Raw genomic sequence first — 24,903 nt, 5'->3', positions numbered from 1 at the left:
CCTGGCCCGGAGACCGACCACTGAGGGAAGCTCCGTCGACCTCGAGCACCCCGGACCGAGAGCCTTCTTTCAGAGCGAGTTCGGAGCTATAGCGTCAAGTTGCTACAGCGCAGGTTGCCAGTCAGAGCGGCGACACGCGGCCAGCGCCGACGGGTCGCCGCGCACCCACAGCGCCGAGGGGGCGTGCGGGCCGAGGTCGTCGATCGCCGTCGGCCAGGCGTCGTCTGCGCGCGTGAGGAGTCGCTGCCCGTGCATCGCACCCTGCGAGAACGCGCCGAGGATGCGGTCGGCCCCGAGCCGCGGTCGCCAGCGATCGAGCGCCTCTGGCAGCCGGCGCGCCAGCTCCGGCTCGGCCACGGCGCCGAGCCACTGCGCGGTGCTCGCGCCATCGACGAGCAGCTCGAGCGCGCGCACGTCACCGAGCGCCGCGCGCACGAGGCCCGCGACGCCGTCCCCCGGCTCAGGCAGCACCGTCCATGCGCCGGCGGCGAAGCGGGCGAGGACCGCCTCGTCGTCGAGCCGGGACGACGGCACCGCTGCGGGCCCGTCCGCCCCCGGTTCGGAGTGCTCGCCGCGGGTCGGCGGCAGCGTGCCGCGCACCGCCTCGCGCACCACGTCGAGACCGAGTCGGAACGCCTTCATGCGGGGATCCCCTTCCTGAGCGCGAGGGCGCGCCCGATGTGCGTGATGGTGGGCGCGGCCGCCGCGTCGAGGTCGGCCATCGTCCAGGCGACGCGGACGGTGCGATCGAGGCCGCGCATGGTGAGGGCTCCGCTCTCGAGCGCGCGCTCGAGCGGAGCGAGCAGGCCAGGCTCGAGCGGCAGGCTCCGCCGCAGCCACGGTCCTGGCACGTGACCCATCGCGCTCCAGGGGGTGCCCGAGAGGCGCCGAGCGGCCCGCGCCCGTGCCTCGGCGACGCGCGCAGCAGCATCCGCCGACGTGCGCTGCTCTCCCCCTCGCGCGCCGTCGGTGCCGTCGCCCGCTGCGGCGACGCGGTCGACGCGCACCTGCAGGTCGACCCTGTCGAGCAGCGGGCCGGAGAGCCGGCCGATGTAGCGTCGGCGCTGCTGCGGGGTGCACGTGCAGTCGCCGCTGCCGAACAGGCCGCACGGGCACGGGTTGGCCGCGAGCAGCAGCTGGAACCGAGCCGGGAAGGTGGCGCTCCCTGCTGCCCGGTCGATCGTGATGGAGCCGGACTCGAGCGGCTGGCGCAGCATGTCGAGCACGGCCCGCGGGAACTCCGGCGCCTCGTCCAGGAAGAGCACGCCGTGCGAGGCCCGGGCCGCGGCACCCGGCCGGATCGTGCCGGAGCCGCCGCCCACGAGCGCGACGCCGGTGGCCGTGTGATGGGGATGCTCGAACGGCGGCAGCAGGTCGAGGGTCGCGGGGGGCGGCTCGCCCGAGAGCGATCGGAGGGAGGCCACCTCGAGCGCCTGCTCCTGGTCCAGCGGCGGCAGGATGCCGGGCAGGCGCATCGCGAGCATCGTCTTCCCCGCCCCCGGCGGGCCGATCATCAGCAGGTGATGCGCCCCCGCCGCCGCGACCTCGAGCGCATCGATGGCGTCGCGATTGCCGATCACCTCCGCGAGGTCCAGGACGGCGTGCGCGCGCACGGGCACGGGCTCGGCCGGCACCGCCTCCACCGGCTCGGGGTCGACCTCCGCCCCCAGCAGCGCGGCGGCATGGGCGAGGCTCGGCGCCCCCAGCACGCGCAGCCCGGCGACGAGCGCAGCCTCGTCGACGGCGGCGCTCGGCACCACGAGCCTCGTCATCCCCGCCGCGGCTGCCGCGCGGGCGAGCGGGAGCAGGCCGGCGACGGGGCGCAGCCTGCCGTCGAGGCCGAGCTCGCCGAGCAGCGCGGTCTCGCCGTCGTCCGCGGGCACCACGCCGCTCGCTCGCAGCACGGCGATGGCCATCGCGAGGTCGAAGTGCGTGCCCGCCTTCGGCAGCGACGCGGGCGTCAGGTTGATGACGACCTTGCCGCTGGGCGCCGTCAGCCCCATCCTGGCGATCGCGCTCCAGGTGCGGTGGCGCGCCTGCTGCACCGATGGCCCCGGCAGCCCCACGATGACGACCGCCGGCAGCCCCGACGAGGCATGCACCTCGATCTGCACGCCGATGCCGGCGAGACCGCGCAGCGCGACGCACTGCGCGCGCCCGAAGCCGCTCACGCGATGCCCCGCAGGTGCTCGACCCGCCACGGGCCGCGGTGCGGCGCGATGATCGCCACCGCGTCGAGCCGCACCGGCCCGCGCGCGCCCGAGGCCTCGAGCCAGAGGCCGGCGAGCATGCGCAGGCGCCGCACCTTGCTCGGCGTGATCGACTCGAACGGATGGCCGAAGGCGAGCCCGCGTCGCGTCTTCACCTCGACGAAGACGACCGTGTCGCCGTCGAGCGCCACGATGTCGAGCTCGCCGTGCGCGCAGCGCCAGCGTCGGTCGACGATGCGCATGCCCGCGCGCTCGAGGTGGACGCTCGCGGCGGCCTCGCCGTCGAGGCCCAGCTGATCCTTGGCTCGCATGGGCGCAGGTAAGCGGATGCGAGCGCCTCCGCGCGCCGACCGAGCGCGCGGCTGTGGAGAAGGCGGGGCGCCACGGCCTGCGGCGACCGAGGACGAGTGCGCGGGTGAGCGCGCCGGACGGGCGCGACCGCAGCGATCAGCGCCAGGGCGCCGAGCGGTCGGTCACTCCTCGATCGCGAGGTCCTTCGGCAGCTCGAGGTCGCGCGAGGCGAGCTCCTCGACGTTGACGTCCTTGAAGGTGAGCACGCGCGCCGACTTGATGAATCGGTCGGAGCGATAGATGTCCCACACCCACACGTCCGTGAGCTCGAGCTCGAAGTAGAAGTCGGTGCCGGCGTCGTGCCGGGTGATCTTCACGTCGTTGGCGAGGTAGAAGCGGCGCTCGGTCTCCACGACGTGCTTGAACATGCCGACGACGTCGCGATACTCCTTGAAGAGGGCCAGCTCGACCTCGCGGTCGTAGTCCTCGATGTCCTCGGGTTCCACGCCCCCATCCTATGGCCCCTGGGCAGAGCCCCATGGACCCTCGCAGCGCAGGCGCCGCAGGCCCGGGCGGCCCCGCATCGGGCGGCCCCGCCTCAGGCGGCGCGCAACCAGGTGCGCCGGTGCAGCGGCGTCGGGCCCAGCTCGCTGATGGCGGCCATGTGCGCGGCCGAGCCGTAGCCCTTGTTGGACGCCCAGCCGTAGCCCGCGTGCACCTCGTCGGCCTCGACCATCCGCCCGTCTCGCTCCACCTTCGCGACCAGCGCGGCCCCCGAGACCGACGCGCAGTCGCGGTCGGCCTTCGCGCGCAGCACGGTGCGCACCGGGGCGCGCAGCGCCGGCGCGAGCCAGTCGAAGGTGCCATCGAGCAGGATCGCCGAGCCGAGCACGTCGATGCCTGCGGCATGGAGCGCGACGAGCGCTCTGCGGCCGGCGAGCCCGAGCGCGACGGTGATGCCGAAGCGGTCGATCTCGTCGTTGGAGGCGTGGCCGACGGCGCTGACGCCCCACTCCCGCACGAGCGGCGCCGTGGACGCGCGCCGCAGCGGCGTCATCGTCTTCGAGTCGCGCAGGTGCTCCGGCCAGGCTCCGCAGCCGGTGCGCAGCGCGAGGGCGCCGACGCTCACGGGCCCGGCGAGCGCTCCCCGACCGACCTCGTCCATGCCGATCACCTGCGAGGCATCCGCCCACAGGGCCTGCTCGACCTCGAGCGTCGGCGTCGCCGGCATCAGTGGCTCACCGCGAGCGGCCGGATCACCTCGGTGGCAGCGCCCTGCGACTCGACGCCGACGAACGACTGCTCGTAGCTGTCCAGCCAGGTCCATCGCTCGAGCGGCCAGGAGACCACGATCGCGCGGCCCACGACCGACTGCATCGGCACGAAGCCCCCGCCCGGAGCATCCATGTGCACGCGCGAGTCGCCCGAGTGGTTGCGGTTGTCGCCCAGCACCCACAGGTGGCCCTCCGGCACCGTGACGTCGAAGGCGGTCGAGCTCGCGGGCTGGCCGTCCTGGTCGAGGCGCAGGTAGGGCTCGTCGATCGGCACGCCGTTGACGAGCAGCTGCCCGAAGTCGTTGCAGCACTGGACGGTGTCCCCCGGCAGGCCGATCACGCGCTTGATCAGGTAGCCGTGGTCGTCCTCGGGTGCGAGGCCGACGAAGGTGAGGAACCAGTCGACGGCGCCCGCGATGCCCGTCTCGGGCTCGTGCGGCTGCTCGGGCAGCCAGCCGCCCGGATCCTCGAAGACCACCACGTCGCCGTGCTCGACCGGCACCAGCGTGGGCGTGAGCAGGCTGACGATGATCCGGTCGTCCACCTGGAGGGTGTCGTTCATCGACTCCGACGGGATCCAGAAGGGCCGGATCAGGAACGTCTTCACGAGGAACGAGATCAGCAGCGCGATGAGGAAGATGACGACGATGTCGCGCAGGAACAGCAGCACCCCGCGTCCGCCGCGGGATCCGCCGTCGCCGCGGCCAGCCCTGCCGGCCTCGACCGTGTCCGTCATCCGCGCCCTTTCGCCTCACCAAGTCTAGGCGCGCGGAGGGCTGTCTCCGCGGCCGCGCGCGCGCGTCGCATCACGATTCGGCGACGAACGCAGGAGGCGGGGTCGGCAGCACGCCGACCCCGCCTCCGCGAAGCGTCAGCTGTCGCGCTTCTCGCGGATCTTGGCTGCCTTGCCGCGGAGACCGCGGAGGTAGTAGAGCTTGGCGCGGCGGACGTCGCCGCGGCTGACGAGCTCGATCTTGTCGATGACCGGCGAGTGCACCGGGAAGGTGCGCTCGACGCCGACCTGGAAGGTGACCTTGCGGACCGTGAAGGTCTCGCGCACGCCGTGGCCCGAGCGGCCGATGACGACGCCCTGGAACACCTGGACGCGCGAGCGCGAGCCCTCGATGATGTTGACGTGCACCTTGACGGTGTCGCCGGGACGGAAGTCGGGGACGTCGGTGCGGAGGCTTGCTGCGTCGACCTTGTCGAGGATGTGCATGGCGGTATCGCTCTCTGCAGCCGCCACAGGTCGACCGCGTCATAGGTATCTGGAGACGGTGCCCTGCGTCCGCTCCCCTGTGGCAGAGGCCGCCCTCGCAGGCGGGACCGCACGTGGCACCAACGACCTATCTTGCCACACGCCGAGCGACTGCACCACCGGCCCGGCCGGCGCGGCGCGTCACGGGCGCTCGTCGTCCTCCATGCGGATCACCCGACCCGCCTGCGGGCCGTCGAGGGAGGAGAAGCTCGCCTCCGCCTGTCGCGCCTGCTGCTCGAGCAGCGGCGCCTGCAGGTCGTTCACGACGCGCTCGACGCGGCGGCGCGTCTCGCGGCCGAGCTCCAGCACCTGCAGCCAGAAGAGCACGATGCCGCCCAGGATGGTCGCCATGATGCCGATCGCGGTGAAGGAGCTCGACGCGGTCAGCCAGCCGTCCCCGAACCACGCGGTCAGCGCGCTCCCCGAGCGGCCGCCCGCCGAGTCGACGACGGTCACTCCGAGGAGCGCGATGACGAGGAGCCACGGCCCCACGAGCCGCAGGTCGCGCCAGGAGACCGCGCGCGGACCGCGCACCTCCTTGCGCGCGAAGGTGACGCCCACGACGAGCGCGATCATGATCGCCAGTCCCGGACCCAGGAACGCCTGCAGCAGCAGCGCATCGCCGAGCGGCGCGCCCGCGAGGCCGCGACCGAACATGATCCAGGCCGGCAGCACGAGGATCGCTGCCGCGAACGCCCAGAAGCCGGTGCGCAGGGCCCAGTGCCGAGGGGGTCGGTCGACGCTCTGCGGAGCGGTGCTCGAAGCCATGCTCCGAGGCTAGCGACCCGAGCCCGCTCGCGCCGGGCTGTTCGCTGAGGGCAGGCGCGCGTCAGCCGCGGTCGTCGCGCAGCAGGTCAGGCCGCACGCGGCGCGTGCGCTCGAGCGCCTGCTCGCGCCGCCAGGCGGCGACGCGGGCGTGATCGCCGCTGCGCAGGACCGCCGGCACCTCGAGACCCCGCCACACCTGCGGCTTCGTGTACGAGGGGTGCTCGAGCAGGCCGTCCTCGTGGCTCTCCTCGACGAGGCTCGCCGGGTTGCCGACCACGCCCGGCACGAGCCGCCCGATGGCCTCGATCATCGCCATCGCCGCGACCTCGCCGCCGTTCAGGACGTAGTCGCCGAGGCTCACCTCGAGCACGCGGGCGCGCGTCCCGGCATGGTCGACCACGCGCGCGTCGATGCCCTCGTAGCGACCGCAGGCGAAGATGAGCCTGCGCTCTTCCGCGAGCTCGCGCGCGAGCGCCTGCGTGAAGGGCACGCCTGCGGGCGTGGGGAAGACCACCACCGCATCCGCGAGCGCCGTCGCGTCGACGGCATCCCCGTCGGGCGCGCCGAGCAGCGCGTCGAGCGCATCGCCCCACGGCTCGGGCTTCATCACCATGCCCGCGCCGCCGCCGTAGGGCGTGTCGTCGACGGTGCGGTGACGATCGTGGGTCCAGTCGCGCAGGTCGTGGACGCCGAGCTGCAGCAGCTGGTCGCGACGCGCCTTGCCCACCAGCGAGACGTCCAGCACTCCGAAGAACTCGGGGAAGATCGTGACGATGTCGATCTGCACGGCGCTAGTCCGCGTCGGGGGCGGCGGTCGGCTCGGTCGCGGCGCTCGCTGGTTCGGCGTCGAGCTCCTCGAACAGGCCCGGCGGCGGCGTGACCGTCAGCCGTCCGGCGCGCAGGTCGACCTCCGGCACGATCGCCTTGACGAAGGGCACCATGATCTCGGTGCCCTCGACGTCCACGATCAGCATGTCCTGCGCCGGCATCGGGTCGACGCGCACGACGCGGCCGATGCGGCCGCCGTCTCGCCAGACCTCGAGACCGGCGAGCTGGTGCACGTACCAGGCGTCGGGCTCGACGGGCAGCTCGGTCGGATCCTGCTCGACCCAGAGCACCGCCTTCACGAGGGACTCGGCCTCGGTGCGATCGGTGATGCCCTCGAAGAACGCGACGGGGCTGCCGTTGTAGACCCGCAGCTCGAGCAGCTCGATGGACTTGCCGTGCCACTTCGACGACGTGGGCACCTGCAGCGCGAAGCGCGCGCCCGGGACGAAGCGTCGACCGGGGTCATCGGTGTAGAGCTCGACCTTGATCGCGCCCTTGAGCCCATGGGCCCTGGCGAGCCGTCCGACGCGCAGCTGGGTGCGCGCGGGCACGGCCGGCCTAGCGATCGGTGTCCACCACGTCCACGCGGACGCGGCGTCCTCCGGGGAGCGCACCCATCACGGTGCGCAGAGCGCCGGCGGTGCGACCGCCGCGCCCGATGACGCGGCCGAGGTCCTCGGGGTGCACGCGCACCTCGAGGACCTCGCCGCGCGGCGTGTCGCGCGAGCCCACTCGCACCTCGTCAGGGCGATCGACGATCCCCTTGACGAGGTGCTCGAGCGCATCGCGCAGCATGCTCAGTCCTCGGTCTTCTCGGCCTCGGCGGCACCCTCCGCGGGTGCCTCCTCGGCGTCGGTCGGCGCGGCCGCGGGCGCCTCGGCGGGCGCCTCGGCCGGCTTCTCGGCCTTGGGCTTCAGGACGGGCTTCTTGGCCTCGTCGATCTCGAACGACCGCTTGCCCTCGGGAGCCTTGACCTGGCTCTCCGTGGGGCCCTCGCCCGTGAAGCGACCCCAGTCGCCCGTGAGCTTGAGGAGCGCGGCGACCTGCTCGGTCGGCTGCGCGCCGACGCCGAGCCAGTACTGGGCGCGCTCGCTGTCGATGTCGATGAGCGAGGGGTTCTCGGTCGGGTGGTACTTCCCGATCTCCTCGATGACGCGGCCATCGCGCTTGGTGCGCGAGTCGGCCACGACGACGCGGTAGTAGGGCGCACGGATCTTGCCGAAGCGCTTCAGACGGATCTTGACTGCCACAGTTCTCCTGCTGTTGTGTGTTCGTAGTGCACCGCGGCCTGCGCATGTGGGGATGCGCGACCCGCAAAGCTCGGTGAGCGTCGCGCGCCGGATAGAGGGTCGGGCGCGTGCTCGACCCCCCATTCTGGCACATCTGCCGGCGACGCGCGCGCCACGCAGGCGCACGCCCTACGCTTCACCCATGAAGTTCGCCGCATCACCGCGATCGTCGCTCGGCATCGAGTGGGAGCTGGCGCTCGTCGACCCCTCCACGGGTGAGATCGCGCCGCACGCGAAGGAGCTGCTCGCCTCCATCGACGACAAGCGCTTCGACAAGGAGTTCCTCACCGGGATGATCGAGCTGATCACCGGCGTGCACACCTCCACCGACGAGGCCGTCGACGAGCTGCGCGCGATGCGGGACACGGCCTGCGCTGCGGCGGAGCGCATGGGCCTCGCGCTCGTGGGCACCGGCACCCACCCGACCAGCCGCTGGCGCGAGCAGACGCAGGGGGACGACCCTCGCTACGCCCGGGTGATCGAGAAGGCCGGCGACTGGGGCCGCCGCCTCATCATCTTCGGCGTCCACAACCACGTCGGCGTCGAGGACAGCGCCAAGGTCGTGCCGCTCATGCGCACCATGCTCGACCGGCTCCCGCTGATCCTCGCGCTCTCCGCCTCGAGCCCCTTCTGGCAGGGGCTCGACACCGGCTTCGCGTCGCACCGGACGATGCTCTTCCAGCAGCTGCCCACCGGCGGCCTCCCGCCGATGCTCGTCGACTGGGGCGAGTACGAGCGCACCCTGGACGACATGCTCACCGCGGGCGTGATCGAGGACATCGGCGAGCTCCGCTGGGATGTCCGGCCCTCGCCGGCGCTCGGCACGGTGGAGATGCGCGTCGCCGACGGTGCCCCGTCGATCGACGACCTCGCCGCCGTCACCGGGCTCATCCACTGCCTGATGGAGGAGGCGTCGCGCGCCCTCGACGACGGGGAGCCCCAGCGGCACCTGCCGTCGTGGCTCGTGCGCGAGAACAAGTGGCGCGCCGCCCGCGACGGCCTCGCCGCGACCGCGATCGTCGACGAGCGCGGCACGCTGCAGCCCGTGAGCGATGCGATCGGCGAGGCGATCGAGCGGCTCGCGCCGGTCGCCGAGGACCTCGGCGCGACGCGATCGCTCGCGGCAGCCGCTCGAGTGCTCGAGCGCGGCGGATCCGCCGAGCAGCAGCGCTCGGCGTTCGCCCGCGGCGGCCACCCGGCGGTGCTCGCCGAGATCATCCAGGCGATGCGCGCCTAGCTACCGCGCGTCGTCCTTGCGGTCGCGCCAGTCGAGGAACGGCTGCACGCGATCGAGCGCGTAGCCATCGGGCGTGTCGTCGCCCGAGAGGGGGATGGTGAGCAGGCGCGTCCCGGCGGCGTGCAGCGCGTCGAGCCGCTCGAAGCCCACACCGCCGACGCCGTCGCGCACGCTCGCGCCGTTCGAGATCTCGATCTCGTCGATGTCCCGCCCGCGCGCCTCGCACGCGGCGCGCAGCACGTCGAGCTTGTGCGGCAGCTCGTCGGGCCCGACGAAGGAGTGCCAGATGTCGGCGTGCTCCGCGACCATCGGCAGCGTCTTCTGCTCTCCCTTGCCGCCGATCAGGATGGGCATGGCCCCGACCGGCGGCGGGTTCAGCCGCGACCAGCGCTCGCGGATCCGCGGCAGGGAGGCGGCGAGGTCGTTCAGGCGGGAGCCGACCGTGCCGAACTCGTAGCCGTACTCCTCGTAGTCCCGCTCGAACCATCCCGAGCCGATCCCGAAGACGAAGCGGCCGCCGGAGATGTGGTCGATCGTGCGGGCCACGTCCGCGAGCAGATCCGGGTTCCGGTAGGAGTTGCAGAACACCAGCGGACCGATCTGCACGCGCTCGGTGGCGACCGCCCAGGCGGCGAGCTGCGCGGTCGCCTCGAAGTGGGTGCCGTCGGGCTCACCGGAGAGCGGGAAGAAGTGATCCCAGCCGAAGACGGCGTCGACGCCCATCTCCTCGAGCTGCCTCGCGGCGTCGATCGTGGCCTGCATGGTCGTGTGCTGCGGCGCGAGCTGCACGCCGATGCGAGTGGGTCGATCCGTCATGGCTCGAGCCTACGACCGCCCGGCGCCCTCGTGCTCGAAGTCGGCGAGGCGGCGCTCTACGCTGGCTGGGTGACCCACCTCTCCCCCATCGCAGAGCGCGCTCAGGCGCCAGAGACGCTGCCGACGATCACCGCCGGCGGCCTCACCTGGCGCCCCGCCACCATCGAGGACGCGCCGGCGCTGACGGCGCTCGACAACGCGATCGCAGCGGCCGACGGCGCGCCGTACCGCGAGACGGTCGAGGAGACGCGGGACGAGCTCGGCGCCAGCTGGCGCGATCTCGAGCGCGACTCGCTGCTCGGCTTCGACGACGAGGGCGCGCTGCGCGCCTCGGCGCTCGTCAGCTCCTTCCCCGGCGACACCACCACCGTGCGGGCGTTCGCCTTCGGCGGCGTGCACCCGGCGCGCCGCGGCGAGGGCATCGGCCGCGAGGTCTTCGCGTGGCAGCTCGCTCGCGCTCGACAGCTCCTGGCGGCGTCGGGCAAGGACCTGCCCGGACGCATCGCCGCCTACGCCGACGACGACGCGCCGCAGTCGGTGCACCGCCTCTACCTGCACGCCGGGCTCGAGCCGCGCCGCTACTTCTCCGACCTGAAGCGCACCCTGCCGACGCGCGCGGCGGCCGGTGCACCCGACGCCGACGCATCCGGAGCGCCGAGCGCGCCCCTCCCCGAGGTCGAGCTCACGGGATCGCTGCGGCTCGTGCCCTTCTCCCCCGAGCTGGACGACGCGACCCGGCTCGCCCACAACGACGCGTTCCGCGACCACTGGGGCAGCGAGCCGCAGACCCGTGAGCAGTGGACGAACGGCCGCAGCGAGTTCGCTCCTGAGTGGTCGTTCCTCGTCGTCGACGACGCGCCCGACGTCGAGGCGCTGCTGGCGGACGAGCGCACGGATGCGGCGACGCGCGCCGCGCTCGAGGCGGGAGAGCCGCTCGTGGTCGCGTACGCGATGAACGACCGCTTCGAGGCCGACTTCGAGGTGCGCGGCTACTCCTTCGGCTACACGGGCCTGCTCGGCACGCGCAGGGCGTACCGAGGCAGGAAGGCGGCGCTCGCGGCGCTCGCGGCGAGCATGCGCGCCTTCGTCGACGCCGGCATGGAGGCCGCGGTGCTCGACGTCGACACCGAGAACCCCTCCGGCGCGCACGGCCTCTACGCGAGCCTCGGGTACGTGAAGGAGCACGGCTCCCGCATGTACTCGATCGAGCTGTAGCGGCGGGCGACGGGCCTCAGTAGTAGACCGCGAGCCGCCCGTTCGGGCCGTCCACCACCTGCACGGGGGTGTCGAACACGCGCGTGAGCACCTCGTCGACCATGATCTCCTCGACGGTGCCGAACTCGACGACCGTCCCGTCCTTGACGGCGCAGATGCGGTCGGCGTAGTGGCCGGCGAAGTTGACGTCGTGCACGACCAGCACGATCGTGCGCCCGAGCTCCTCGGCCGCGCGGCGCAGGTGTCGCATCATCTGCACGGAGTGGCGCATGTCGAGGTTGTTGAGCGGCTCGTCGAGCAGCACGTACTCCGTGTCCTGCGCGAGCACCATGGCGACGTACGCGCGCTGGCGCTGACCGCCGGAGAGCTCGTCGAGGTAGCGGTGCTCCAAGGCGCCGAGGTCGACGAAGTCGATGGCGCCGCTCACGAGCTCCTCGTCGCGCGGCGTCAGCCTCCCCCTCGAGTGCGGGAAGCGGCCGAACGCGACGAGCTGCCGCACCGTGAGCCTCGTGACGAAGTGGTTCTCCTGACGCAGGATCGAGACGACCTTCGCGAGGTCCTTCGACCTGGTCTGCGCGACGTCGTAGCCGCCGATCTCGATCGTGCCGGCGTCGAGCCCCAGCAGGCGGCCGATCATCGTCAGCAGCGTCGACTTGCCCGCGCCGTTGGGGCCGATGAGCGCGGTGATGCCGCCCTTGGGGATCTCGAGCGACACCGGCCCGATCGCGACCTCGTCGCTGTAGTGCTTGCGCACGTCCTGCAGGGTGATCACAGCCGGCCCTTTCTGAGGATGACGAAGAGGAAGACGCTGCCGCCGATCAGCTCGATGATGATCGAGACGACGCCTTGCGCGGCGAAGACGTGGCGCATGATGACGTACGCCCCGCTCAGCACGACGAACGCCAGCAGGACCGCGACGGGCAGGATGCGCCGGTGGTCGTGCGTATCGGCCGCCTGATAGGCGAGGGTGGCGACGAGGAAGCCGAGGAACACCATCGGGCCGACCAGGGCGGTCGAGACCGCCATCAGGATCGACACGAGGAAGAGCACCTGCATCGTCTGCGCGCGGTGGCCGAGGCCCAGCCCCATGCTCGCGTCGCGGCCGAGCGCGAGCGCGTTCAGCGTGCGGGCGCGGGACCAGAGCGCTCCGGCAGCGAGCAGGCAGAGCGGGATGGCGACGGGCAGGTACGCCGGATCGGCGTTCGACACGCTGCCGAACAGCCGTGCGCTCAGGACGTCGAACTCGCTGGGCGTCAGGAGCCGCTGCATGAACGCGGAGACGGAGCCGAGGCCGCCACCGATCACGATGCCGATCAGCAGCATGACGGGGAGGTTGCCGTAGCGCCCCGACAGCAGCCAGCCGTAGAGCAGCAGCGAGAAGCCCACCATGAGCGCGATCTGCAGGACGAACTGCGGCAAGCCCTGCAGCGCGACGATGCCCGTGATGCCGAGGGCGTAGACGGCGGAGGTCTGGACCGCCGTGTAGAGCGACTCGAACCCCATGATCGAGGGGGTGATGATGCGGTTGTTCGTCACGGTCTGGAAGCTGACCGTCGCGACCGCCTGGCAGAGCGCCACCACGGCCATCACGACGACGCTCGTGACGCGCAGCTCGGCGATGCGCCAGAAGCCGTCGGTGCCGAACGGCATCGGGTTGTCCCAGGCGAGCAGGATGAGCGCGAAGGCGACGGCGAGCACGAGCAGGGTGACGAGCACGATCGCGAAGCGGCGCCGGGCCGCGGGCGTCGGCAGCGCGGCGGAGGTGCGTGGGGTCTTCGTCTCGCGCGGCACGGGCGGCGTGCGGCGCGGTCGGCTGAGGTCAACCACGGCGACGCTGCCGCAGGAGCAGGGCGACGAACACGACGGCGCCGAGCACACCCAGGATGAGCGAGACGGGCACCTCGAACGGCGCGATGATGGTGCGCCCGATGAGGTCGCACGCGGTGACGATGCCGATGCCGAGCAGGCACACCCAGGGCAGGTTGCTACGGAGGTCGTCGCCGCGGATCATCGAGACGATGTTGGGCACGATGAGTCCGAGGAAGGGCAGGTTGCCGACGACCACGGTGACGACGCCCGTGGCGACGGCGACGAGGCCGGCGCCCAGCAGCAGCACGCGGCGGTGGTCGAGGCCGACGTTCGTGGCGATCTCCTCGCCGAGCCCCGCGACCGTGAAGCGCTCGGCGACGACGAAGACGGCGATCGCGACGATCGCCACGACCCACAGGAGCTCGTACTGCCCGCGCAGCACCGAGGTGAAGCTGCCGGCGAACCAGACGCCGAGGCTCTGCAGCATGTCGGTCTGCAGCGCGAGGAAGGTGGAGACGGCCGAGACGACCGCGCCGAGCATGATGCCGACGATCGGGACGATCAGGGATGCGCGCAGCGACACCCGCCGCAGGAACAGGAAGAAGACCATGGTGCCGACGAAGGCGGCGATCACCGCGCCCGCCATCCGGGGCAGGATGCCCGCGGTCGGCACCAGGATCATCACGGTCATGAGGCCGAGCCCTGCCCACTCCGTCGTGCCCGTGGTCGTGGGCTCCACGAATCGGTTCTGCGTGAGCAGCTGCATCACGAGGCCGCACATCGCCATCGCCGCGCCCGCCAGCACGAGCGCGATGGTGCGCGGGATGCGCGTGATCCCGAGCATCTCGCCGCCGTCCTCGGCGCCGACGACGTCGTAGACGCCCGTCATCAGCGAGAGCGCCAGCAGGCCGCCCACCACGCCGACGCCGAGCAGCAGGCGCCAGTCGAGCAGCTGCCGGCTGCCGCGCGTGCGCGGCTCGAGCGCTGTGTTCGTCATCCCTCACCCATCGTCATGCGCTGCGTCCTCGACGGCCGAGGGCGGCGGAGCCTCCGTGGCTCCGCCGCCGCATCGGCCGCTCGATCAGCGCGCGCCCTCGAGGGCGTCGGCGAACGCGTCGAGGAACTCGGTGTAGGTCTGGATGCTCTCGTTCGTGTAGGTGTCGGCGGGCATGTACACGAGGTTGTCCTCCTGCACCGCGGTGACGCCCGCGAGCGCCTCGGAGCCCTCGAGGATGTCGGCGGCCGGCGAGAACGACGGGTCGTCGGCGCCCACGGCAGCGTCGCGATCCATCACCAGGATCCAGTCCGGGTTCGAGTCGGCGATGGCCTCGACCGAGATGTCGTCGCCCTGGTGGTCGTCGGTCGAGCCGTCGACCACGAGCGCGGGCGTCAGGCCCAGCACGTCGAAGATCGGGCCGAGCGTGCGGCCGACGGAGGGCGCGAGGTAGCCGATCTCGCCGCCGGTGGTGGTGACGGCCATCACGGTCTGCGAGGCGTCGTAGGCGTCGGCGGCGCGAGCGATGGCGGCGTCGAGGTCGGCCACGAGCTGCTCGGCCTCGGCCTGCTTGCCGAAGACCTCGCCGAGCACCGTCACCTGGCGGCGCAGCTCCTCGTCGAGGGGCTCGCCCTCGCGCGGCTCGAGCTGGAGGATCGTCGCGTCGGGGACGAGCGCGGCGATGTCGGCGTCGCGATCCCAGAATCGCTGGCCGCTGATCACGAGGTCGGGGTCGGCCGCGACGATCAGCTCGAGGTTGGGCTCGCGGTGGTTGCCGATGTCGACGATCGAGTCGTCCTCGGTGTAGGCGATCGTGTCGGGCATGAGCGCCACCGCTGCCGCCGAGAGCTCGACGCCCCAGTCGGAGAGCGTCTCGAAGGTGCGGTTGTCGAGCGCGACGACGGAGGAGGGCTCGGCGGGCACGGTCTGGATCCCGGCGTTGTCCTCGACCTCGACGACTGCCTCGGCAGGGGGCGTCGTGCCAGCGGGCTCGGCGGGTGCGGCCGTCGTGGCCGAGCAGCCGGCGAGCACGACTGCCGATGCGGCGAGCAGCGTGAGCGCGGCGATGGGACGCTTCGCGGGCATGGGGATCTCCTTGGTGTGAGGATCAGCGATGATCCGACCTCGCCGCTGCGGCGGCTCGGGTCGTGCGCGGCCGAGCGGCCCCGCTTGCTAGATAAGGCAAGCCTAACCTAACCTCACCGCGGATGCGCAAGCGGCACTGCGGCAGCGGCGCCGAATCGCCGCGCGGGCACCGCCGTCAGCGGTTGCCGAGCATGCGCTGCAGGGTCTCCTGCTCCGCGCCCGAGAGCTCGCCGAAGGCACCCTCGGTCTTGGGCGCCCCGAAGGCGCTCCCCTGCGGCGCAGCCGGCGCGGCAGGCTCCACGCCGCGCTTGGCGGGGTTGCCCGAGCGACGCTGCTGCTTGCCGCCCTTGGGCGCCGCCTTCTTCGCCTGCCGCATCCCAGGCATCGGACCCATGCCCGGCATCTGGGGCATGCCGCCCTTCGCGACCGTCTTCATCATCTTCGCCGCCTGCTCGAAGCGGGCGATCAGCTGGTTGACGTCGGTGACCGTCACGCCCGCGCCGCGCGCGATGCGCAGGCGCCGCGAGCCGTTGAGGATCTTCGACTGCTTGCGCTCCTGCGGGGTCATCGACTGGATGATCGCCTCCGTGCGCACCAGCTCGCCCTCATCGAATGAGTCGATCGCCTCGCGCATGCCCTTCGCACCGGGCAGCATGCCGAGCATCTGCTTGAAGTTGCCCGCCTTGCGCAGCTGCTGCATCTGCTTGAGGAAGTCCTCGAGGGTGAAGCCGTCGGTCGCGATCGCCTCTGCGAAGCGGTGCGCCTCCTCCTCGTCGAAGGCCTTCTGCGCCTGCTCGATGAGGGTGAGGATGTCGCCCAGGTCGAGGATGCGGCTCGCCATGCGATCGGGGTGGAAGGGCTCGAAGTCGTCGAGCGTCTCGCCGGTCGACGCGAACATGATCGGCTTGCCCGTGATGCCGCGGATGGACAGCGCGGCACCGCCTCGCGCGTCGCCGTCGAGCTTCGTCAGCACCACGCCGGTGAAGTCCACGCCCTCCTGGAACGCCTTCGCGGTGGCGACCGCATCCTGACCGATCATCGCGTCGATGACGAACAGCACCTCGTCGGGCTGCACGGCACGACGGATGTCTGCCGCCTGCCGCATCAGGTCGGCGTCGACGCCGAGCCGGCCGGCCGTGTCGACGATGACGATGTCGTGCTGGCGCCGCTTGGCCTCTGCCACGCCGTCGCGCGCGACCTTGACGGGATCGCCGACACCGTTGCCGGGCTCCGGCGCGAAGACCTGCACGCCGGCCTGACCGCCGACGACCTGCAGCTGCGTGACGGCGTTGGGGCGCTGCAGGTCGCTCGCGACCAGCAGCGGCGTGTGGCCCTTGCCGCGCAGGTGCTTCGCGAGCTTGCCCGCGAGCGTCGTCTTGCCCGCGCCCTGCAGGCCGGCGAGCATGATCACGGTGGGCGGCTGCTTGGCCAGCTGCAGCTGCCTCGTCTCCCCGCCCAGGATGCCGACGAGCTCGTCGTTGACGATCTTCACGACTTGCTGCGCGGGGTTCAGGGCCTCGGACACCTCCGCGCCCAGCGCTCGCTCGCGCACCGCGGCGGTGAAGCCCTTCACCACCTCGAGCGCGACGTCGGCATCGAGCAGCGCCCGCCGGATCTCGCGGACGGTGCCGTCGACGTCCGACGCCGAGAGCTTGCCCTTCGTGCGGAGCTTCGCGAGAGTCTCGGTGAGGCGGGTGGAGAGTGAACCGAACGCAGCCATGGTGCGGTCAGTCTACCGGCGGCCTGGCATGCTGGTTCCGTCACCGCAGAGGGGAGACCGCATGCGCCTCCGAGGCATGCCGCCGACGCACGCGCGCTCGCTGTGGCACAGCGTGCGCACCTACGGGTTCACGATCACGGCGCTCGCCCGCCACGCGTCGCGCGTGCACGGGGACCGGCCCGGGCTGGTGGTGGACTCCTGGAGCACCACGTTCCGCCAGCTGTGGCGCTCCGCCGAGGGCGTCGCGGCGGTGCTCTACGTCGGCCCGCTCCAGCGCAGGCCGCTGCCGGTCGTCGTCTCGTGCCCCGGGCCGGCGATGGAGATCGCGCTGCTGGCGGGCTCGCGGCTCGGCCTCGACGTCATGCCGATCAGCCCGCGAGCGCTCGAGGACTTCCGGCGCGCGGTCCCCCGCGACGCCCTGCTGATCCACGACGGCGACGCGCCGGCGTGGCATCCGGGGCCCACCGCATCCGCCCGTCAGATCATGGAGTGGTCGGTCACCGACGGCTCTGGGCTCGGCCGCACCCGGCATCGGGCTCGGATCGTGCTGCCCTCCAAGACCGCCTCGGGCACGATCACTCCCCACGTGCAGGGCGCGATGGGCGTGCAGGGTCTGCGCCAGCTCGCCGGGCTGCACGACCGGCTCGGGATCCTGGGCACCGACGTCGTGCTCGCCTGCGCTCCCCCGCACCGCGGCCCGGGGCTGCAGCTGCTCGGCATGGCGCTGCTGACGGGCGCCACGCTCGTCAGCGCAGCGCACACGCCTGCGGCCGACCGCATCCGCATCATCCGCGAGCGCTTCGTCTCGGTGCTCTCGGCCTCGCCGAGGCAGCTCACCGGCATCCTGGACGAGCTCGAGCGCTCGGGCGAGCGCCCGCCGCGGCTGCGGCGCATCATGGTCGCCGGGGAGGACATCGATGCCGACCTCGTGCGGCGCCTGCACGCGACCTGGGGCCCGATCGTGCTGACCGCCTACGGGTCGGTGCAGACCGGCACCGTCGCGGTCGCGACGCCCGAGCTGCTGACGGCCAACCCCGGCACAGCCGGACGACGGCTGCCCGGCAGCGACTTCGGCATCGTGGGCCACGCCGGGCGGGGCGACGCGAGCGGGCTGCTGTGGGTGCGCGGTGCGCACGCGACGGTCATCACCGAGGATCAGGCGCGGATCGAGGACGGGCGGCTGATGATCGTCGGGCCCTTGACGCACCCGGACACCGCGGACTGAGACGGGTCTCGTGACGCGCCGGCCTGCGGCCGGCGCTGCTCGACCGACGGGACCCGCGACCTGCGCGCGCGGGCTAGCTGTGATGTCCAGGCAGGTTGTTCAACCTGCTGATGGGTGTGCCGCCGATGGCGGAGTGTGCTCGGTGGTGATTGTAGAAGTGCAGCCAGCCGGGGAGCTGCGCTCGGCGCTCGGTCTCTGATTCGTAGCGGCGTGCGTAGGCCCAGCCGTCCGCGAGGGTGCGGTGGAAGCGCTCGATCTTGCCGTTTGTTTGCGGCCGGTAGGGGCGGGTGCGCTTGTGGACGATGTCGAGGTCGGCGCAGGCGTCGCGCCAGGCGTGTGAGCGGTAGGCGGAGCCGTTGTCGGACAGGACGCGCTCGACGGAGACGCCACGGTCGGCGAACCACGCGACGGCCCGCTCGAACACGCCGACGGCGGTCTCCGCCCGCTCGTCCAAGCAGATCTCGGCGTAGGCGACGCGGGAGTGGTCGTCGACCACCGTGTGCACGTACGCCGTGCCCAGCAACGGCCGGTGCTGCTCGTTCCGGCGCGCGCCGGTGCGCTCGACGGTCGCGACCCGGTTCCGGTCGCCCTGCCGCTTGCCGACATAGCGCCAGCCGCCGCCATCCGGGATGTTGCCGAACTTCGTCACGTCGACGTGCAGCAGCGAGCCCGGATGCGGGTGCTCGTAGCGCCGGATCGGTTCGCCGGTGACCCGGTCGATGGTGCTGAGCCGGTTCAGTCGGCACCGCACGAGCACCGCATGCACGGTCGACGCGGCGATGCCGAGCCAGCCGCCGATCTGCACCGGTCCCAGCCGGTGCCGCCAGCGCAGCATCACGATCGAACGCACGAGCTCGTCCGGAGTGCGGTTGGGGAAGGACTTGGGCCGGCTGGAGCGATCTTCCATGCCAGCCACGCCCTCCTCGCGGTAGCGCCTGGCCCACTTGCGCGCGGTCGGCGGCGAGACCATGTAGAGCTTCGCGGCCACCGTGGCCGGATAGCCGTCATCGACGATCAGCCGAGCCAAGGCGAGTCGGGCGCGCTTGGTCAGCGCAGCGTTAGCGTGGGACACGAAGGCCTCCTGGTTCGTGGAGCGGTGAACTGAACAGCTCCACTCCACAACCGGAGGCCTTCACCTATCCGCAGATCAGGCCCGTGTCACGAAACAACGTCCCTGGGCATCACAGCTAGCCGACCAGCTGCTCGACGAAGACGTGCGGGGTGAAGCCCGTCAGGTCGTCGATGCCCTCGCCCTGCCCGATGAGCTTGATGGGGATGCCGGTGCGCTCCTGCACCGCCAGGATGAACCCGCCCTTGGCGCTGCCGTCGAGCTTCGTCACCACGAGACCGGTGATGCCGGCCGACTCGATGAAGGCCTGCGCCTGCGAGACGCCGTTCTGCCCCGTCGTCGCGTCGAGCACCAGCAGCACCTCGGAGACGGGCGCCTGCTTCTCGATCACCCGCTTGATCTTGCCGAGCTCGTCCATCAGCCCGCCCTTGGTGTGCAGCCGTCCGGCAGTGTCGATGATGCACATCGTGTGGCCGTGCGCCTTCGCGGCCTCGACGGTCTGGTAGGCCACGGATGCAGGATCCTGGCCCTCGCGCTCGGGCCGCACGATCGCGACGCCTGCGCGCTGCGCCCAGGTGCCCAGCTGCTCGACCGCCGCGGCGCGGAAGGTGTCGGCCGCGCCCACCACGACGGACTGCCCGTGCACGACCAGGAAGCGCGCGAGCTTGCCGATCGTGGTGGTCTTGCCGACGCCGTTGATGCCGACCACCAGGATCACCGCCGGGCGCTCCTGGAGCGAGAGGGTCGGGTCGTACTCCGCGAAGCGCTCCTCCAGCCGCTCGCGCAGCATGCGGCGGAGATCCTGCGGGTCGTCGACCAGCAGCCGCTCGACATCCGCCCGCAGCGCATCGATGAGCTGCTCCGTGATGTCTGGCCCGAAGTCGGCGGTGATGAGCGCCGTCTCGAGGTCGTCCCAGGTCTCCTCGGTGATCGTCTCGCGCTGGAACATGCCCCGCAGGGCGCCGGAGAGAGACCACTTCGCTGCCATGGCTCCATGGTAGGCGGCCAGGGGCTAGACTCGTGCTTCGGCGAAGGGGAGTATCCCGTCACGCCGCGATCGTCATCACGGATCCGCTTGCGGCACCCGGTCGCGGCGGCGCGATGAGCGCGGGAGAGACGTTCGCGTCCATGCACGCACCCATTCCGAGAGGCCACGCGCTTTGACCGCTTACCAGATCTTCGAGGTCGTCTCCATGGCGCTCCTCGTCGCCGTGCTCATCTTCGACCTGCTCATCGTCGTGAAGCGGCCGCACGTGCCCTCCATGAAGGAGGCGACCGGCTGGGTCGTCTTCTACGTCTCGCTCGCCCTGGTCTTCGCCGGCGTGCTGTGGTTCATGGGCGACGGCGTGAAGGCCGGCGAGTTCGTCACGGGCTGGCTGCTCGAGTACTCGCTGTCGATCGACAACCTCTTCGTCTTCATCATCATCCTCAGCCGCTTCGCGGTCCCGAAGGAGATGCAGCAGCGCGTGCTCATGATCGGCATCCTGATCGCCATCGTGCTGCGCGGCATCTTCATCGTCGTCGGCGTGCAGATCATCGAGCAGTTCTCGTGGGTCTTCTACATCTTCGGCGCCTACCTCGTCTACGTCGCCTGGAAGCAGGCGTTCGGCAGCGAGGACGACGCGGGCGAGAAGGACAACTTCGCCGTGCGCCTGCTGAAGAAGCGCGTCAACCTCACCGACACGTGGAACGGCGGCAAGACGACGATCACGGTCGACGGCACGAAGTACGTCACCCCGTTCCTGATGGTGATCCTGGCGCTCGGCACGACCGACCTGCTGTTCGCGATCGACTCGATCCCCGCGATCTTCTCGGTGACGACGGATCCGTTCCTGGTCTTCGCCTGCAACATCTTCGCCCTCATGGGCCTGCGCCAGCTCTACTTCCTGCTCGGCGGCCTGCTCGACCGCCTGGTGTACCTGCACTACGGCATCGCCGCGATCCTCGGCTTCATCGGCGTCAAGCTCGTCTTCCACGCCATGGAGGCGAACGACCTCGCCTTCATCAACAACGGCGAGCCCATCACCTGGGTCCCCCACATCGAGACCTGGCACTCGCTCATCGTGATCCTCGCCTCGATGGTGATCGCGACGGTCGCCTCGCTCGTGAAGCTGCGCGTGGACGCGAAGACGACCGGCGACTCGTCGCTGCACCTCGGCCCGTCCGAGGCAGAGCTCGGCGCCGACGGGCACTACCACATCGTCGACGCGACGGGCAACGCGTTCTACCGCCCGCTGCGCGTGGAGCACACCGAGACGGGCACGCTCAGCGTCATCGACGCCCGAGGCAAGGAGGCGCCCGCCGCCGACTTCCACGAGGACGTGCTGCGCGAGGCCGCGCGCGAGGACATGGAGCCCGAGGCGCTCGACGAGGTGCGCCGCCGCATCGCCAAGGGTGAGCGGCTCGATGAGCGAGAGCTCGACGAGCGCGGTGACCGCCAGGTCTGACCTGCCGGCGCGGCCGCGGCCGTCGTCTGCTCGGCGGCGGTCGTGACCGGCGCGACCGGGATCCTCGCATGGCTCGCGCCGCGAGCGGTCCCGGGCCTCGAGGTGGTCTCCCGCGACGGCTACCGCCGCTCGCTCCCCGGTCCGCGCGTCGCCGCCGTCGAGGTCGTCGGCGACGCGGCGTCGACCGCCGATCCCGACCTCGCGCAGCTGTTCGACCTGACGGGGTCCGATGCGCGACGCGCCGCCGACGAGCGGCTCGCGTGGGCGGCGGCCCGGCACGGCGTTCCCGCGCTCGCCGCGGCCGTCGCGGCGCAGCCGGCGCTGGCGCAGCCGGGCTGCGCCGACCCGCACGAGATGCTGATCCGAGCGATCGTCGGGCAGCAGATCTCGGTCGTGGCGGCGACGCAGCAGCTGGGGCTGCTGGCGGCGCTCGGCGACGCGCTGCCCGCGGCGCTGGTCGGCGACGGCCTCGACCGCTGCTTCCCCACCATGGAGCAGGTGGCGGCGGGCGCCGAGGTGCTGCGCGGGCCGGCCGCGAAGACGGCCGCCGTGCGACGCGCGGCGGAAGCTGTCGCGACCGGCGCGATCGACGTCAGCCGCGCCTCCGACCCGCTCGAGACGCGCGCGCAGCTGCTCGCGCTCAAGGGCATCGGGCCGTGGACGGTCGGCTACCTCGCGCTGCGCCTGGGCGACCCCGACGTGCTGCTGCTGGGCGACGTCGCGGTGCGGAAGGGCGCGCGCAACCTCGGCATCGCCGACCTCGCGGCCTTCGCCGAGGACTGCGCCGGCCACCGCTCCGCGCTCATGCTGCGCTGCTGGGCGGCGGCGTCGATGCCGCCCGCGGCGACGGCGACCGCGGCGCCTGCGGCCGGTGCACGAGCGTCACGAGGACGACGGACAGGATCATCAGCAGGAACCAGCTGACGACCTTCGACCCGGAGACCGGCCGCCAGCCGTCGACCTGGTCGGGGTAGAGCCAGGCACCGCCGAGCGTCGCGAGGTTCTCGGCGCCCCAGATCACCGTGGCAACGAGGCCGAAGGCGACGACGATCGGCATGCGCAGGTGCGCGCGGAGCACGCGGAACCGCATGACGCATCCGCCCCACAGGGCCAGCACCGCGGCGACGAGCACCCAGCGCAGGTCCCAGATGAAGTGGTGGGTGAAGAAGTTGGCGTAGATGGCCGCCGCGACGACGAGCGTCGCCCAGAGCGGCGGGTAGCGCGTGAAGCGGAGGTCGAACATGCGCATCGTGCGCACCATGTAGGAACCGACCGCCGCGTACATGAAGCCCGAGAACAGCGGCACGCCGCCGATGCGCAGCACTCCCTCCGCCTCGTAGGCCCAAGAGCCGACGTCGGTCTTGAACAGCTCCATCACCGTGCCGCAGACGTGGAAGAGCAGCACCACCCAGAGCTCGCGGAGCGTCTCCAGGCGGAAGGCCAGCATGGCGGCCTGGATCAGGATCGCGGCGATCGTCAGCGCGTCGTTCCGCGCGACGGGTGCGCCCTCCGGCCACCACAGGCGAGCGGCGAGGATGCACAGGAGCAGCAGGCCGCCGAAGATGGCCGCCCAGCCCTGCTTGAGCGCGAAGACAGCCAGCTCGACGGCGGCGCGGCGCCACCGGGAGGGTGCGGGCGAGGCCGGCTGGGACTGCCCGCGGAGGCCGCGCCGATCGAGGATGCGGTGCGCCGCGCGATCGATCGCCTCCTCGACCGCGGTGAACTCGACCGAGCGCCCGGCCGGGCCCGTCATCGCCTTGTCGCCGTGACGGTGAACTTCGCGTTGCGGCTCACCTGTCGCGTCTCGCCGATGCGATCGAGCAGCGGGCGGTACCCGAGCGGGCTGTTGAACACGCACCAGAGCTCGCCGCCGGGCGCGAGCGCTCGACCCGCGTCGGCGATCAGCCGCTCGGCGATGCCCGTGTGCACGGCGGCGCCCACGTGGAACGGCGGGTTGAGCAGGATGAGCCGCGCGGATGCGTCGGGCACGCCCTCGAGGCCGTCGGCCTGCCGGGCGACGATGCGTTCGGCGACGCCGTTCGCCGCAGCGGTCGCGAGCGTCGAGGCGACGGCGGCGGCCGAGGCGTCGGTGGAGAGCACCCGGATGTCGGGCCGCGCGAGCGCGAGGGCGACGCCCAGCACGCCGGTGCCGCACGCGAGGTCGATGACGTCGGGCTCGGCCGCGTGCGACGCATCCGCGCCGCGCTGGGTGCGCGGCGACACGGCCGGCAGCGCGTCGAGGTGCTGCAGCAGCGTCTGCGCCCCGATGTCGACGGCGGTGCCGGCGAACGCCGCGCCGTGCGCGACGACGGTGAGCTCGCCGTCGCCGAGGCGATGGGTGCGGCTGCGCGGCCAGCTGATGCCCGGGCGCAGCGGGCCCTCGGCGTGGAGCACGCGCGACTTGCGCCAGCCGAGGCTCGCGTGCACGTGCGTGAAGGAGCGCCCGAGCAGCGCGCTCATGCTCATCGACATGTGCTTGACGCGACCGCCGGCGATCACGCGCACCCGCTCGTCGGCGTGCGTCGCGATGCGCTCGGCGATCTCGTCCAGCGCGTCGAGCGAGCGGGGCAGCTGCAGCAGCACGAGCGTCGCGCCGTCGACGAGGGAGGCGTCGAGCGGATGGTGCACGTAGCCCGTGACGCCCAGCTCGGCAGCGTTGGCGTCGAGCGCGCGCTCCGCGACGACGAGATCCTGGTGCACGCGGACGCTCGTCGCGCCGGCCGCGAGGGCGCCGAGCGTCAGCGCGCCGTGGCGGTCGCCGATGACGACGACCTCGCCGAGCTCGCGCCGCAGCGTCGCGGCCTCGTCGAGGATCAGCGCGTCGGAGGCGTCGTGCGCCTGCAGCGTGGGGTCCTCGACGTCTGGCCAGCGGCGCAGCCGCCCGAAGAGCGCGTCGCGATCGGTCACGCATCCATCCTCGCACCGCGGGGAGGGGCGTCGCCGCACGGCTGTGACGCGCGAGCCGCGCAGAAGGTTGGGATGTGCTCGGCCAGCCCGCGACCTAGCGTGGGTCCATGAGAACCCTCACGATCGGCGCCCTCGCGGTCGCAGTCCTCCTCGCCACGGTCGGCTGCGCATCCGTCGCGGGCCCCGCGGCGACCGCACCCGGCACCCCCTCCACGGACCTCGCAGACCTGCCGACCCCGAGCCCGGACGGCGAGGTGCTCGCCGTCGCCACGGTGCTCGAGCGCGGCGACGGCCAGATCCTGTGCGCGGGCGCCGTCGCCGAGTCCGCTCCACCCCAGTGCGAGGGGCCTGCGCTGCTGGCGTGGGACTGGGAGGCCTTCGAGCATCAGGGGACCGGCGGGGTGCGCTGGGCGCAGGGGGTCGCGGTCACCGGCACCTACGACGCCGACGCGTTCGCCTT

Annotated in this window: 26 protein-coding genes; 4 read left to right on the top strand and 22 right to left on the bottom strand. The window is 72.2% G+C overall.

The features are described 5' to 3' along the window. Positions 1-102 precede the first annotated feature (102 nt). From AA0Z99_RS03405 to rpsP, 12 genes are all read right to left on the bottom strand, one after another. Positions 103-642 carry a hypothetical protein gene (locus AA0Z99_RS03405; protein ID WP_413319460.1) on the bottom strand — a complete coding sequence of 180 codons (540 nt, stop codon included), beginning with the start codon at positions 640-642 and terminating at the stop codon, positions 103-105. After that, a complete protein-coding gene (locus AA0Z99_RS03400) occupies positions 639-2,171 on the bottom strand; it encodes a YifB family Mg chelatase-like AAA ATPase (protein ID WP_413319458.1) in 1,533 nt (510 codons plus the stop codon). Before AA0Z99_RS03400 ends, AA0Z99_RS03405 begins: the two co-directional genes overlap by 4 nt. Next, positions 2,168-2,521, bottom strand: a complete 354-nt coding sequence (locus AA0Z99_RS03395; protein ID WP_413319456.1) for a YraN family protein — start codon at positions 2,519-2,521, stop codon at positions 2,168-2,170. The genes AA0Z99_RS03400 and AA0Z99_RS03395 overlap by 4 nt, the downstream gene beginning before the upstream one ends. Positions 2,522-2,683: 162 nt before the next feature. Beyond that, positions 2,684-3,007: a DUF2469 domain-containing protein gene (locus AA0Z99_RS03390; protein ID WP_072313771.1), complete on the bottom strand. Its 324-nt coding sequence runs from the start codon at positions 3,005-3,007 to the stop codon at positions 2,684-2,686. Positions 3,008-3,099: 92 nt separating this feature from the next. Then, complete coding sequence (locus AA0Z99_RS03385) at positions 3,100-3,732, bottom strand: ribonuclease HII (protein WP_413319454.1); 633 nt, start codon at positions 3,730-3,732, stop codon at positions 3,100-3,102. Continuing rightward, the gene (gene lepB / locus AA0Z99_RS03380) at positions 3,732-4,511 is read right to left on the bottom strand and encodes a signal peptidase I (RefSeq protein ID WP_413319452.1); all 780 of its coding nucleotides are present in this window, start codon (positions 4,509-4,511) and stop codon (positions 3,732-3,734) included. Before lepB ends, AA0Z99_RS03385 begins: the two co-directional genes overlap by 1 nt. Positions 4,512-4,646: 135 nt before the next feature. Beyond that, positions 4,647-4,994 carry a 50S ribosomal protein L19 gene (gene rplS, locus AA0Z99_RS03375; RefSeq protein ID WP_413319451.1) on the bottom strand — a complete coding sequence of 116 codons (348 nt, stop codon included), beginning with the start codon at positions 4,992-4,994 and terminating at the stop codon, positions 4,647-4,649. A 180-nt stretch (positions 4,995-5,174) separates the two neighbouring features. Next, the gene (locus AA0Z99_RS03370; protein ID WP_413319449.1) at positions 5,175-5,801 is read right to left on the bottom strand and encodes a hypothetical protein; all 627 of its coding nucleotides are present in this window, start codon (positions 5,799-5,801) and stop codon (positions 5,175-5,177) included. Positions 5,802-5,862: 61 nt separating this feature from the next. After that, positions 5,863-6,588 (bottom strand): tRNA (guanosine(37)-N1)-methyltransferase TrmD, encoded by a 726-nt coding sequence (gene trmD / locus AA0Z99_RS03365; RefSeq protein WP_413319447.1) that lies wholly within the window; start codon positions 6,586-6,588, stop codon positions 5,863-5,865. Positions 6,589-6,592: 4 nt separating this feature from the next. Continuing rightward, positions 6,593-7,180 (bottom strand): ribosome maturation factor RimM, encoded by a 588-nt coding sequence (rimM, locus tag AA0Z99_RS03360; protein ID WP_413319445.1) that lies wholly within the window; start codon positions 7,178-7,180, stop codon positions 6,593-6,595. 7 nt (positions 7,181-7,187) lie between these two features. Beyond that, positions 7,188-7,424 carry an RNA-binding protein gene (locus AA0Z99_RS03355; protein WP_413319443.1) on the bottom strand — a complete coding sequence of 79 codons (237 nt, stop codon included), beginning with the start codon at positions 7,422-7,424 and terminating at the stop codon, positions 7,188-7,190. A 2-nt stretch (positions 7,425-7,426) separates the two neighbouring features. Beyond that, complete coding sequence (rpsP, locus tag AA0Z99_RS03350; protein WP_413319441.1) at positions 7,427-7,879, bottom strand: 30S ribosomal protein S16; 453 nt, start codon at positions 7,877-7,879, stop codon at positions 7,427-7,429. 181 nt (positions 7,880-8,060) lie between these two features. On the opposite strand from rpsP, the gene AA0Z99_RS03345 reads away from it, so the two are divergent. Then, positions 8,061-9,155, top strand: coding sequence for a YbdK family carboxylate-amine ligase (locus AA0Z99_RS03345; protein ID WP_413319439.1), 1,095 nt, complete (start codon positions 8,061-8,063; stop codon positions 9,153-9,155). Here AA0Z99_RS03345 and AA0Z99_RS03340 read toward each other — a convergent pair whose 3' ends face one another. Then, the gene (locus tag AA0Z99_RS03340; protein ID WP_413319437.1) at positions 9,156-9,971 is read right to left on the bottom strand and encodes an LLM class F420-dependent oxidoreductase; all 816 of its coding nucleotides are present in this window, start codon (positions 9,969-9,971) and stop codon (positions 9,156-9,158) included. A 69-nt stretch (positions 9,972-10,040) separates the two neighbouring features. Here AA0Z99_RS03340 and AA0Z99_RS03335 point away from each other — a divergent pair, with 69 nt between their 5' ends. Continuing rightward, positions 10,041-11,186: an N-acetyltransferase family protein gene (locus tag AA0Z99_RS03335; RefSeq protein WP_413319436.1), complete on the top strand. Its 1,146-nt coding sequence runs from the start codon at positions 10,041-10,043 to the stop codon at positions 11,184-11,186. A 16-nt stretch (positions 11,187-11,202) separates the two neighbouring features. Here AA0Z99_RS03335 and AA0Z99_RS03330 read toward each other — a convergent pair whose 3' ends face one another. The 5 genes from AA0Z99_RS03330 to ffh all read right to left on the bottom strand — a co-directional run bounded on the left by AA0Z99_RS03330 (position 11,203) and on the right by ffh (position 16,795). Then, complete coding sequence (locus AA0Z99_RS03330) at positions 11,203-11,958, bottom strand: ABC transporter ATP-binding protein (RefSeq protein WP_413319434.1); 756 nt, start codon at positions 11,956-11,958, stop codon at positions 11,203-11,205. After that, positions 11,955-13,013: an iron chelate uptake ABC transporter family permease subunit gene (locus tag AA0Z99_RS03325; RefSeq protein WP_413319432.1), complete on the bottom strand. Its 1,059-nt coding sequence runs from the start codon at positions 13,011-13,013 to the stop codon at positions 11,955-11,957. The genes AA0Z99_RS03330 and AA0Z99_RS03325 overlap by 4 nt, the downstream gene beginning before the upstream one ends. After that, on the bottom strand, positions 13,006-13,992 hold the full coding sequence (locus AA0Z99_RS03320; protein WP_413319430.1) for an ABC transporter permease: 987 nt from the start codon (positions 13,990-13,992) through the stop codon (positions 13,006-13,008). Before AA0Z99_RS03320 ends, AA0Z99_RS03325 begins: the two co-directional genes overlap by 8 nt. An 84-nt stretch (positions 13,993-14,076) precedes the next feature. Continuing rightward, positions 14,077-15,075 carry a siderophore ABC transporter substrate-binding protein gene (locus AA0Z99_RS03315; RefSeq protein WP_413319428.1) on the bottom strand — a complete coding sequence of 333 codons (999 nt, stop codon included), beginning with the start codon at positions 15,073-15,075 and terminating at the stop codon, positions 14,077-14,079. Positions 15,076-15,250: 175 nt separating this feature from the next. Next, positions 15,251-16,795, bottom strand: coding sequence for a signal recognition particle protein (ffh, locus tag AA0Z99_RS03310; protein ID WP_413319426.1), 1,545 nt, complete (start codon positions 16,793-16,795; stop codon positions 15,251-15,253). 61 nt (positions 16,796-16,856) lie between these two features. Here ffh and AA0Z99_RS03305 point away from each other — a divergent pair, with 61 nt between their 5' ends. Beyond that, on the top strand, positions 16,857-18,020 hold the full coding sequence (locus AA0Z99_RS03305; RefSeq protein WP_413319424.1) for an AMP-binding protein: 1,164 nt from the start codon (positions 16,857-16,859) through the stop codon (positions 18,018-18,020). Between the two features lie 73 nt (positions 18,021-18,093). On the opposite strand, the gene AA0Z99_RS03300 is transcribed toward AA0Z99_RS03305, so the two are convergent. Both AA0Z99_RS03300 and ftsY read right to left on the bottom strand, forming a co-directional pair. Beyond that, positions 18,094-19,092 carry an IS481 family transposase gene (locus AA0Z99_RS03300; RefSeq protein WP_413319422.1) on the bottom strand — a complete coding sequence of 333 codons (999 nt, stop codon included), beginning with the start codon at positions 19,090-19,092 and terminating at the stop codon, positions 18,094-18,096. Between the two features lie 115 nt (positions 19,093-19,207). Next, positions 19,208-20,077: a signal recognition particle-docking protein FtsY gene (gene ftsY, locus AA0Z99_RS03295; protein WP_413319420.1), complete on the bottom strand. Its 870-nt coding sequence runs from the start codon at positions 20,075-20,077 to the stop codon at positions 19,208-19,210. Positions 20,078-20,249: 172 nt separating this feature from the next. Between ftsY and AA0Z99_RS03290 the strand changes: the two genes are divergently transcribed. Beyond that, a complete protein-coding gene (locus AA0Z99_RS03290) occupies positions 20,250-21,536 on the top strand; it encodes a TerC family protein (protein WP_413319418.1) in 1,287 nt (428 codons plus the stop codon). 802 nt (positions 21,537-22,338) lie between these two features. Here the strand turns inward: AA0Z99_RS03290 and AA0Z99_RS03285 are convergent. Together AA0Z99_RS03285 and AA0Z99_RS03280 are read right to left on the bottom strand one after the other, a co-directional pair. After that, the gene (locus AA0Z99_RS03285; protein WP_413319416.1) at positions 22,339-23,289 is read right to left on the bottom strand and encodes a DUF817 domain-containing protein; all 951 of its coding nucleotides are present in this window, start codon (positions 23,287-23,289) and stop codon (positions 22,339-22,341) included. Further along, entirely contained in the window at positions 23,286-24,443 is a 1,158-nt protein-coding gene (locus AA0Z99_RS03280; RefSeq protein ID WP_413319414.1) for a class I SAM-dependent methyltransferase, read from the bottom strand. The genes AA0Z99_RS03285 and AA0Z99_RS03280 overlap by 4 nt, the downstream gene beginning before the upstream one ends. Between the last annotated feature and the right edge of the window lie 460 nt (positions 24,444-24,903).

Origin of the sequence: Agrococcus phoenicis (genome assembly GCF_047302415.1) — a bacterium.
In the GTDB taxonomy this organism is placed as follows: Bacteria; Actinomycetota; Actinomycetes; order Actinomycetales; family Microbacteriaceae; genus Agrococcus.
Note: the sequence above shows the minus strand (reverse complement) of the source record. Positions and strands in the feature narration are given on the sequence as shown.

Coding starts and splice junctions, on each gene's coding strand:
- AA0Z99_RS03405 (WP_413319460.1), bottom strand. CDS start 642: ATGAAGGCGTTCCGACTCGGTCTCGACGTGGTGCGCGAGGCGGTGCGC.
- AA0Z99_RS03395 (WP_413319456.1), bottom strand. CDS start 2,521: ATGCGAGCCAAGGATCAGCTGGGCCTCGACGGCGAGGCCGCCGCGAGC.
- AA0Z99_RS03385 (WP_413319454.1), bottom strand. CDS start 3,732: ATGCCGGCGACGCCGACGCTCGAGGTCGAGCAGGCCCTGTGGGCGGAT.
- lepB (WP_413319452.1), bottom strand. CDS start 4,511: ATGACGGACACGGTCGAGGCCGGCAGGGCTGGCCGCGGCGACGGCGGA.
- rplS (WP_413319451.1), bottom strand. CDS start 4,994: ATGCACATCCTCGACAAGGTCGACGCAGCAAGCCTCCGCACCGACGTC.
- AA0Z99_RS03370 (WP_413319449.1), bottom strand. CDS start 5,801: ATGGCTTCGAGCACCGCTCCGCAGAGCGTCGACCGACCCCCTCGGCAC.
- AA0Z99_RS03355 (WP_413319443.1), bottom strand. CDS start 7,424: ATGCTGCGCGATGCGCTCGAGCACCTCGTCAAGGGGATCGTCGATCGC.
- AA0Z99_RS03345 (WP_413319439.1), top strand. CDS start 8,061: ATGAAGTTCGCCGCATCACCGCGATCGTCGCTCGGCATCGAGTGGGAG.
- AA0Z99_RS03340 (WP_413319437.1), bottom strand. CDS start 9,971: ATGACGGATCGACCCACTCGCATCGGCGTGCAGCTCGCGCCGCAGCAC.
- AA0Z99_RS03320 (WP_413319430.1), bottom strand. CDS start 13,992: ATGACGAACACAGCGCTCGAGCCGCGCACGCGCGGCAGCCGGCAGCTG.
- AA0Z99_RS03315 (WP_413319428.1), bottom strand. CDS start 15,075: ATGCCCGCGAAGCGTCCCATCGCCGCGCTCACGCTGCTCGCCGCATCG.
- ffh (WP_413319426.1), bottom strand. CDS start 16,795: ATGGCTGCGTTCGGTTCACTCTCCACCCGCCTCACCGAGACTCTCGCG.
- AA0Z99_RS03305 (WP_413319424.1), top strand. CDS start 16,857: ATGCGCCTCCGAGGCATGCCGCCGACGCACGCGCGCTCGCTGTGGCAC.
- ftsY (WP_413319420.1), bottom strand. CDS start 20,077: ATGGCAGCGAAGTGGTCTCTCTCCGGCGCCCTGCGGGGCATGTTCCAG.
- AA0Z99_RS03285 (WP_413319416.1), bottom strand. CDS start 23,289: ATGACGGGCCCGGCCGGGCGCTCGGTCGAGTTCACCGCGGTCGAGGAG.